This window comes from Kitasatospora sp. NPDC048540 (assembly GCF_040651175.1).
Lineage (GTDB): Bacteria > Actinomycetota > Actinomycetes > Streptomycetales > Streptomycetaceae > Kitasatospora.
Window position 1 is genome coordinate 1 of record NZ_JBEZIR010000206.1, and the last position, 8,888, is coordinate 8,888.

Sequence of the window (8,888 nt, forward strand, 5' to 3'; positions counted from 1 at the left end):
AGGGGCGGCGGGGTGGGCGGCCCCCCTGGTGGTGTCGCGGGGGGGCGCGCCCGCCGGGGGGGGCGGCCGCGCACGGGCGGCTGTCGTCAGCTCACAGGGTCAGGCTCCTGGCGGGCGGGAGCCAGGACCCGCAGGCGCGGGCGATCGGAGAGGAAGTAGCGGCGGATCTCGACGTCGGTGATCACCCGCGTGGGGCGGCGGCGGGCTTTGAACAGGACAGCTGCGAGGTCGGGCCGGCCGTGGACGGTGGGGTAGATCCTGGCGAGGTAGGCACGGAGCAGGTCGGGCCAGGGCAGGCCGAGCAGAGTTCCCCAGGCCGCAGCTGCCACCAGTGGGCTGAAGATGTCGCCGAGCTGCTGGCACTGACTGGTGCGGGAACCGGTGACCGGGTAGTCGCCGGGTAGTCCGACCAGGACGCAGACTTCGGGGATGGTGAAGCGGCGGCCGGTCGCCTGGCAGTACCAGCCACGGATCTTGCTCGTGACGGCGGGAATGGTGCGGTCGAGGGAAAACACATTGCCCCCGCTGGTCGTACGGTTGCCGCGGGTGTTGATGCGGGTGTCCGTCGGCCAGCCGAGCGCGAGCGCCGCGTTGGTGCGGATTTCCGGGATGGTGATCGGGCCGGGACGGCGGTACCAGTGTGCGGACATGATGGCGCGGTTGCGGTTGCTGGCGGAGCCGAAGTGGGCAGCGTCCAGGTCCTGCCACTGGACGAACTCACATCCGGCCGTCCACAGCTCGGTCTGGATGTATTCCTGGACGGTCTCGGGCAGCGCGGAGCTCTGCTCGATGACGATCGATTCGATGGGTGCGCCGATGGACCGCAGACCCAGGATCCACAGGACCGGGGCGAGCATGAGTCCGGCCGTCTGGGCGGTCATGTCGTCGACCAGCGCCCACAGTTCGGTGATGGGGACGCCGGACGGCTCGATCATGTGGTCGTCGCACGCATCGTCACAGTCGGCTGGGTCGTCGTGGTCGCACATCTCCGACCCGTCCACCCAGACATTTCCCATGTGGGCGGCGACCTGGTCGATCGCGTCGAGGAGGATCTCCAGGTTCTTGGCATCGCGGCCGGCTCCGAGGCCGGCGCGGGTCCAGTCGATGCACGGCATCGTGCACATGACGCGGCGGGTGAAGCGCAGGCCTGGATGGCGGGGGTCGAGCGTTCTGATGTCCTGCTGGATGACAGTGCATCCGGCGGCAGTGCTGGTGGCTGAGGGGTTGGCCATCAGCTCGATGCACACGGCATCGATGGCGGCGTCGAGGACCAGGCGCAGTCCGGCGCAGCCGCCGCCGCAGCCGGCGCACACGTTCACCTGGCGGGGTGGGTCGCCGGGCTCGGGCGGGTAGAGCCAGCGTGCGGGGTAAGGGGCTGCGAGTTGGTCGCGTTGGGCGGTGGTGAGGGAGTCGAGGACGGCGGTGAGTTCGGCGTCGTCGAGGACGAGAAGGTCGTCGTGGGTGGGTGTGGGGGTGGTTAGGGCCTGACTGGTGCCGTCGGCGGTCAGATCGAACAGGGGAAGGTCTTCGCCGCCCGCCGCGCGGGCTGCGGGTGTGGGTGTGGGCATGTGGCTCCCGGCCTGTAGTGGTGGGGAGACCTGTGGCGGGCCGGGGGCCGGATGTGAGGAACAGCCCGTGCCCTTGAGGGCCTGGCTGCTGCAGCTGGTGAACGTGCGGCACCCGGGGGGCGGCGGGACGTCGGCGCACTGTCGTCGGCGCGACCGCGGCTGATGGCCGGTCTCGATGGGCCGGACGGTACGCGTGGCGAGCCGGCGGTCAATGCCCGGTCAAGCGGCTGTCGGCGGGCAGGCAAACACCCCATCGGGGTCCGGGCCGGGGCGGGGGCCGGGCACCGTGCCCGGCGGCGCTGAGCCATCCCTTCCTGGTTGGCGGATCGGCGGGGTGCGGCCCGGCGGGCTGGACGGCCCGGCCGGGGGCAGGTTCGGGCGGCGGGCTCGTCGGCCGACGGCGACGGGGGCAACTGCCTTGTGGTCGGGCAGGCGGTCGCAGTCAACCCGTTGTGGCGGGAGGCCAAGCGCGACCGCCCCCGGTTCGGGGCCGCGGTCCGGGATGGCGCGAGCGCTTGGACTGTCCGCCGCTACCCGGCTGCCGCGGCTGCCTGCAGCCCGAGGGCGGGCTCCGGGAGCGGGCGGGGCCGGCCTCCGCGCCTTGGTCGCCGGTCGGTCAGAAGGTGAACCTTCCGTAGTGGGAGGGGCGGTGCAGGTTGAGGCTGAATGTTGGCAGGTGGCGGGGGCAGGCGCACGGTGTCGTGTCCGACGGGATCGCGGAGCCGTCGGTCGGGTTGTGCAAGGCACAGCATGGTTCCGTCTGGCGTTCCAGGCGTATGCCACGGATGCCGTCGAGTCGGGTGAGGGAGACCTCCCACAGACCGATCAGAACGGCTGGCTTGCGCAGGGCGCGACGGTTGCGGCGGGAGGCGATCCGGGTGGCCAGCGGCGGCCGATGCTGCACCGTGGTCGGCGGGAGCTCGGCGAGGAGGTCACCTGGGTGGAGGGTGATCACGACGCTCAGGGCGTCGGAAGGGCCCGGCCTGTCACGCCGGGCAAGGCCGAGGCTGTACTGGCGTGTGTCGCGGAAGCTGCTGCGGTGTGCTTCAACGAACCACTGGCGGGTGAGGGGCAGCTCCAGGACGGCGATTCGCATGTTTCGGTCTCCTGACGGACAGGGAAATCGGATGTGTGTGACGCACGGTCGGGGCTGGTGGCTGATCCGCGCTCTCTTGGACCGGGAAGCGCGGGGTGCGGAGCAGCAGAACCGCGCATGCTGCGGCGGGAGGCGGCGAGCGGGTGCCGGTGGCGCCGTCAGCCGGGGAACGTCGCGGCGGTACGGGCAGGAACAGGCCGCAAACTAGGGCTGGCAGAGAGCCCGTCAACCCATGGGGCGGAACACTTCGGCAGACTTCGGCCGGGTCGGCCCGTCCGGGCGCTGGCCGCGAGGCGCCGGGATCGCAGGCAGCCGCTGGAAGCAGGATTCCTGCGGCGGGCTGCTTGTCGGGCCGCGGAGTCGCGCGCCCGAGCGGGCCGGATTGTGAGCGTTCGGCAGCCAGGCCAAGAGCGGCGCGGTCAAGGTCTTCCGATCCGTCACCACCGCATGTACAGGCTCAGACCCGGGGGTGGCTCGCTGCGGCTCCGGGTCGCCGCCCCGCTCGAATGAAGCGTGCGAGGAGCGCCGTGTTGTAGCCGACGAGCTGCTGGACGTCGGCGGGTCCCTCGGCCGGCAGGCGGCCAGTGTGGTGGGCAGTCAGCCGGGGGTCCGTCGGGTGCTCGTGGAAGGTGTCGCGGTCGTTGTCCGCGCACCAGGTGCCGATCGCGCAGCATGCCGCGCAGTCGGCCGGTGGGTGCTCGGTCTTGCGGGTGGCCCGGCTTCGCGGCCACCAGGTCAGCACTGCCTCCGCACGCTGCCGGCTGTCGTGGACGGGGGCCAGCAGGACGCCGGCGGCGGTGACGCTGCCGAAACTGCCGTCGGAGCGGGCGAAGGTGTAGCCGAGCCCGTTGCTCGTCGGGGTGCCGAGCTCGGTGAGCGGTCGGAAGTCCCTGGCATGGATGCCGAGTCCGGCGACCAGGGCGTAGGCAGTGGCGGGGCTGAACATGGTGCCTCCGTGGAAATGGGGAAGCTCGTCGAACGGCCGGTCCGGGGCAGGAGTGGTGGAGCGCCGCAGTGGCGGGGCCAGGCCCCGGTGGTACCGGGAGAGGCGAGGTGGCAGCGTCCGGGCCGTAGCAAGCGGAAGAGGAGCTCGGCGGACCCCGACATCGGACTCGTTGCGGCCGGACCGACCGAGCTGGACACACGCTAGGGGTGGCCGGGGGCCGGTCAAGACCGGACTTCAACTCGCCTCGGGCCGTGAGCCCGGCGGCCGTCAGCGCCCTGGGAAGGGCTTTCCCGAGGGCGCTGCGCGGGGCGGGTCTCAGGCAGGATCACGTGGGCTGAGAAGGCCGGTCAGTGCCGGGCTGCCGTGTATGTCGACCACCGAGACGGGAGGGACCAGGGGTTTGACGGCCCAGCGCCAGCCCGCTCCCGGTACGGATACCCTGCCGAGTCCGCCGGGCAGCAGCAGGGTCAGCCTGCTGCCGCTGGTGTAGCCCGCCTGCGTGTAGAAGGAGGTCTGCTCGCGCTGGTGCCTCAGGACTATGGCGTCGTACCCGGCTGCGCGGTGGTCCGCCTCGGCTCGGTGCAGCAGCGCGTGGGCGATGCCCCTGCCTCGGTGTTCCGGGGCGACGGCGAGCTCTTGGATGTTCCCGATGCGGGAGTAGAGGCGGTTTCGGATGGGGCTGGGGACTGCGAGTGACGCCGTCCAGGACGCCACCCCGCACCGGACCAGGCCGATCGCTCCGCTGTGGTCGGCGTGCTCGGCTACGACGAAGTGGAGTGAGCCGTGGGTGAATGGGCCCGTTCCGCCCTGGCCGGTCGCCAGAGCCGTCCGAATGAGTTCGAAGATCGGTCCGATGTCATCGGTCCGGCGCTTGAGGTCGATGTGGCCGATCAGATCTGTGATGGCCTCGAAGTCGGCGAGGGTTGCGGCCCGTAGCTGTACCGGTGAGGACGTGAGGTGAGGGGGCAGGTCGGTTCCGGAACCGACGTGGGCAGGGTGGCGTTGCACAGTGCTTCTCCAAGCCTGGGGTGAACGGAATGAATCCGCGCCGGGGCGTTGTCACCGGGCGGTCAGGCCGAGAAGCTATGTCGATCTTGAGGCCGGTCAACCCCATGTCCGAAGCGCTTGGTCGGCTGACGCTCGCCACGGGCTTGACCGGGAGTGTCGTCGCCGGACCGCCCGCTGCGGGAGGGATCGGGCAGTCAGTTGGCCACGTTGCCGGGGACGATCGGCCCCGCACAAGGCGGTGGACCTGCATGGTCGGCGGCTGGCCGGTGGTGTGGCAGCGCGAGCGCGTTGCCGGGAGAGGGTGGTCAGGTGGAGGGAGCACGCGAACGGTGGGATGTCCGGCGAGGCGGAGAGCTGCTGGCGCCCGCGTGCCGGCCTGGCAGGACAGCGGCGGTGAGGACCCGACGGTTGAAGCCTCGTGGAAGGTGAACGGGCTTCGCCGCCTCGGCGCAGGACCGAGGCGGCGGGGTGGTTTCCTGGGGGAGCGTGGTCCGGGAGTTCGGTGCGGGCGGCGCTACAGGGTGAAGAGGATCCCCTCTTGGCCGTTGCTCACCTCGGCGTTCGTGACATCTGCGGGCCAGGGCCTGTTCGTCGCGGGTGATTCGAAGGTGAACAGTGTCCTCCGGGGTGGCTCGACGGGCCCCGCTCGGAGCCGTAGTGACGGCTCTGCGGGGCTGGTCAGGTACGGGAGGTTGCCGAGCTGCCGACCAGCGCGACGATGGACTCTCTCCGCGGAGGATCGACGTGGATGAAGCCCCTGGACGCCACGGCGAGGCAGAACCGGTGATCGGACGGGCTGGTAACGAGCATGACGTCACCGACCGATACGGAGCGCAGGTCGCTCGGCCAGGCCACACCGATGTCGTCGGTGTCCTGGTGGTTGCCGACGTCGAAGGCTCGCTCGGCGGCGGACAAGGCGTCCGGTGCAGTAACCGTGAGGACCAGCAGCGGGCTTCCCTCAGCCGGGCTGGCCACGGCCAGTTCGTGCCCCGCTCGGAAGCCCTTGAAGTTGATCATCGTTCCGCCCGGGCCGAGAGCGACGTTGAGCAGGACCGCGATCCTGTAGGTTCCGGCATCGGGAAGTCCAGGCAGAGTGCCTGACGCGGCGTTCAGCAGTTCGGAGCGCGGTCGGCGGGGTGCCGCCAGGCGCAGCGCTGCCAGGCGGCGATGGCTGGGGCGCTCCGGCAGGACGGCGCGAAGTAGTTGGGCGAGTTTGCCGTGGAGGGTGGGCACGGTGAAGTCCGTTCAGAGGTGTGATTCGGCTCGGGGTGTCGCGTGACTCCGGGTTGTCCGGATTCGGGATGGTGTGCTCCCGACGCGGGTCGTGCTGGTGCTGGGAACGCCTGGGCGGGCGGAGGGTGGTGTGGGCGCCGTGGGACGACGCGGGTCACCCGTCGCGGCGGCTCAGCTGGGGCGCACCGTAGCGGCGGCTTCCGGCGGGTCAAGGGCTGCCTGAGTTCGGGCATGCCCGGCTTCGGACTTGTCGTAGTCCGCTTCCCCGGAGGCTTGGCCGGCTGCTGACAGCTCTTGCATCTCTGTCCTGCTGTCTCGGCCCGCTGGCATGTCGTCCGGATTCACGGGACGCGCGCGTGGCAGTTTCGGCCGGCTGGTCGCCCGTGAGGGTCGGTGGCTGCGGTTCGGGTGCGGGTGTGATGTGGTTGGCTGCTGACTCTCGTGGTCGGGGTGCCGCGAGCGGTTCGGAGGTGCCGCTTGGACGGCGGCGCCGCGTGCCGGTGGGCCCGCTTCGGGATCACGGCAACGATGAGTGTCAGCGGACACGGCAGGCTCCCCGCTGTGACAGATGAGACCCAGGCCAGTGGTCGCGGTCAGATGGACACGGGCTTCGGCGGTCGCTCTCTGGGGCCGGTAGGGCGGAGGCGAACGCTGACCGACGCTGCTGCAGCGTCCGGTAAGTCAGCGGGGGTTCGGGCGGGTCTGGGGCTTCGACCACGGGCATGGATCAGCCTGGCCGACGGTCCTGACAGGCTTCCGCGTCGCCCCGGGTTGGCCGGTGGCGCCGTGGTGCTGTGGAAGCTAGCGGTGCCGTGCTGGGGGTCGAGCCCCATTGGGGCACTGACGGGGTGTCTCCGGGGCGGCGATGTGAGCCTGGCAGAACCCGCTGGGTGTCAGCAGAGAGCTCCGCCTCACCGCGCAGGAAGGTGAGAACCAGCTCGAGCCAGGTGCCCTCGGCATCGTGGAAGGTAGGTCGGGCTGTCGGCCACGCGGGGAACAGTAGACCTGTTAGGCATCGGCGCCCCCGACGCGGTCGATAGCCGTGGGCGCTTCGGGGTCGGCCGCTGCTCCCGGCCGGCTCCGGAACGGGTTGCAGCGGCCGGGGCGGTGGTGCAGCGCTGCTTGAGCCTGAGGCGGCGGCCTATCAGGTCGGCGATGGCCCTGGTGCCGGCGGGCGGCGGCCGGCGCGCCGATGGCGTTCGGCGGGACGGCCGGTGCGGGTCGCCTCGCCCTGCACGGCCCGTTGCCGGTGTTGTACTTCGCGCTCCCGGTCTTCGGCTCTGCGCTGACGCGAGGTGAGCGAGGATCTGACTTCCGTCTCCGCCCGGAGCTGATCGAGACGGTCCTGAAGTCCATCGGCCTTCGTACGGAGCCTGGCCGCCGATGATCTGAGGTCCGCTGACTGTGCCTCAACGGCGTGCAAGTCGGATGCGATGGCGGCCTCGAGGCTGCGACCGGCAGCCGACGGTCCCCACTGCTGGTGCGGCGCCGTTGCGCGAAGTGCGCGGGCCCGGGTCAGTGCGGCTGTCGCCCGGGCCAGTGCACCGTCGGCTTCGAGCTTCGCCCGTACGGCCTGCTCCCGCAGTCGCTGGGCGCCGTCCCGCTGCGCTGCCGGAGTCGTTGCGCGAAGGAGCAGGTATGCGGAGCCAGCCTCGGATCGGCCGGTGGCGTCGTCTGCGGCTCGGTGCAAGGCGAGGGAGCGGCGCAGGTGGGCGTTGGCGCTCCGGAAGCCGCGGGCAGCGTCTCGTGCCTCTTGGGTAGCGGTGCGAGCGTCCTGTTCGCCTTGACGTACGGCGCGCGCGGCCGGGCCGCGGCCCTGCGCGGCGTCGGTCGTCAACGCGGCCGCTGCAACCTCGGCGGCCTTCGCCTGGTTCCGAAGGTTCGGTACGGCCTGTGTCAGCCCGGCAAGCTGCCGGGCGAGGTCCGCGTGGGACAAGCGGCCGTGCGGGCGTTCGGTCCACTGCGGCGGTGGCTTGGCGGTCGGCCGCGTGTGGTCGTCGTGCCAGTGGGCTTCGAGGTCGTCGAGCGCTCCAGTGTCGGTGCCCGGAGTTCGCTCGCGGCCGGCCGCGTCGAGAATCGGGCCGACTCGGCCGATCCTCAGGTCCCGTTCGAGTCGCGCCAGGAGGCGGTGATCGTCCAGGCGTTGCCGGAGTGAGGGCGGCGGGGCCGCGCGCCGGGCGGCCTGGTCCGCCAGGCCGCGGACGTAGGTCTCCGGGGAGATCGTGCCGTCGTCGAGGGCGCGCTGGAGTTCGCGGTCTTCGGTGGCGTCGCGGGCCTGCTCCCGCTGGGCGGCTTCGTTCTGTCGTACCTGGTCGAGGGTGTGCTGCTCGTGGCGGAGCTGCTCCAGGGGATCGGTATAGGGACGCTGCGTCAGGCTGGCGAACACCTCCCGGACGGAGGGGCCCATCAGGAGTCGCTCGCGCCATCCGGACGCCCTGGTCGCGTAGAGGATGTCGCCGACGGCTGTTGAGATCCAGCTGTAGGTGGTGTCGCCGACCGTCCTCTTGTTGTCGGAGGTGCCTGGATCGCTCATCTCGGGCTCCAGCTGGTCGGGCCCTTGGCGGCATTTTCCTCGGTCGGTCGGCGCGGCCGGGACGTCGTCCCCGTGCGAGGTCGGTGCCTTCTACGGTCCCGCGCGGGGACGACGGCGTTCAAGGGTCGGCCGGCAATCGTCCCGCGCTGCGGGACAGGGCTCGCCCGGTTCCCGGGAAGGGGGATCTGGACCTGCGGCCAGGCGCGCTCGCGATTCGCGTCACCCGCGCCGGCGCCGGCGCCGGCCATGCGGGGGGAACACGAATGCGAGAGCGACGCCCAAGGCTACGACCGCGATCGGTGCGAAGAGGTTCGGGAAGCTGGACGCAGGGTCGTCGGAGTTCCACATGGCGCCGCCGGTGAGGAAGCCCACGATGATGAGCAGGTGCGGGAAGTAGCGGATGAACCTGAGAGGACGTTATGTCCATTTCTGGATGATCTGGTGTCGCCCGTTCGTGGGTACGGAGTCGTTCAGGCCGAGTCCAGTGTCGTGTGCATGATGAGC

6 protein-coding genes are annotated in these 8,888 nt (G+C 71.1%); all 6 read right to left on the reverse strand.

Annotated elements, in window-relative coordinates:
* Positions 1-86 precede the first annotated feature (86 nt).
* The 6 genes from AB0D08_RS39230 to AB0D08_RS39255 all read right to left on the reverse strand — a co-directional run bounded on the left by AB0D08_RS39230 (position 87) and on the right by AB0D08_RS39255 (position 8,384).
* Positions 87-1,568 (reverse strand): hypothetical protein, encoded by a 1,482-nt coding sequence (locus AB0D08_RS39230; protein ID WP_359895113.1) that lies wholly within the window; start codon positions 1,566-1,568, stop codon positions 87-89.
* A gap of 616 nt (positions 1,569-2,184) precedes the next feature.
* Positions 2,185-2,664, reverse strand: a complete 480-nt coding sequence (locus AB0D08_RS39235) for a hypothetical protein (protein ID WP_359895115.1) — start codon at positions 2,662-2,664, stop codon at positions 2,185-2,187.
* A gap of 457 nt (positions 2,665-3,121) precedes the next feature.
* Positions 3,122-3,610, reverse strand: a complete 489-nt coding sequence (locus AB0D08_RS39240) for a hypothetical protein (RefSeq protein ID WP_359895117.1) — start codon at positions 3,608-3,610, stop codon at positions 3,122-3,124.
* A 315-nt stretch (positions 3,611-3,925) separates the two neighbouring features.
* Positions 3,926-4,618: a GNAT family N-acetyltransferase gene (locus AB0D08_RS39245; protein WP_359895119.1), complete on the reverse strand. Its 693-nt coding sequence runs from the start codon at positions 4,616-4,618 to the stop codon at positions 3,926-3,928.
* A 678-nt stretch (positions 4,619-5,296) separates the two neighbouring features.
* Positions 5,297-5,851, reverse strand: coding sequence for a hypothetical protein (locus AB0D08_RS39250; RefSeq protein WP_359895121.1), 555 nt, complete (start codon positions 5,849-5,851; stop codon positions 5,297-5,299).
* Positions 5,852-6,995: 1,144 nt separating this feature from the next.
* Complete coding sequence (locus AB0D08_RS39255) at positions 6,996-8,384, reverse strand: hypothetical protein (protein WP_359895123.1); 1,389 nt, start codon at positions 8,382-8,384, stop codon at positions 6,996-6,998.
* Between the last annotated feature and the right edge of the window lie 504 nt (positions 8,385-8,888).

Coding starts and splice junctions, on each gene's coding strand:
- AB0D08_RS39255 (WP_359895123.1), bottom strand. CDS start 8,384: ATGAGCGATCCAGGCACCTCCGACAACAAGAGGACGGTCGGCGACACC.
- AB0D08_RS39230 (WP_359895113.1), bottom strand. CDS start 1,568: ATGCCCACACCCACACCCGCAGCCCGCGCGGCGGGCGGCGAAGACCTT.
- AB0D08_RS39235 (WP_359895115.1), bottom strand. CDS start 2,664: ATGCGAATCGCCGTCCTGGAGCTGCCCCTCACCCGCCAGTGGTTCGTT.
- AB0D08_RS39240 (WP_359895117.1), bottom strand. CDS start 3,610: ATGTTCAGCCCCGCCACTGCCTACGCCCTGGTCGCCGGACTCGGCATC.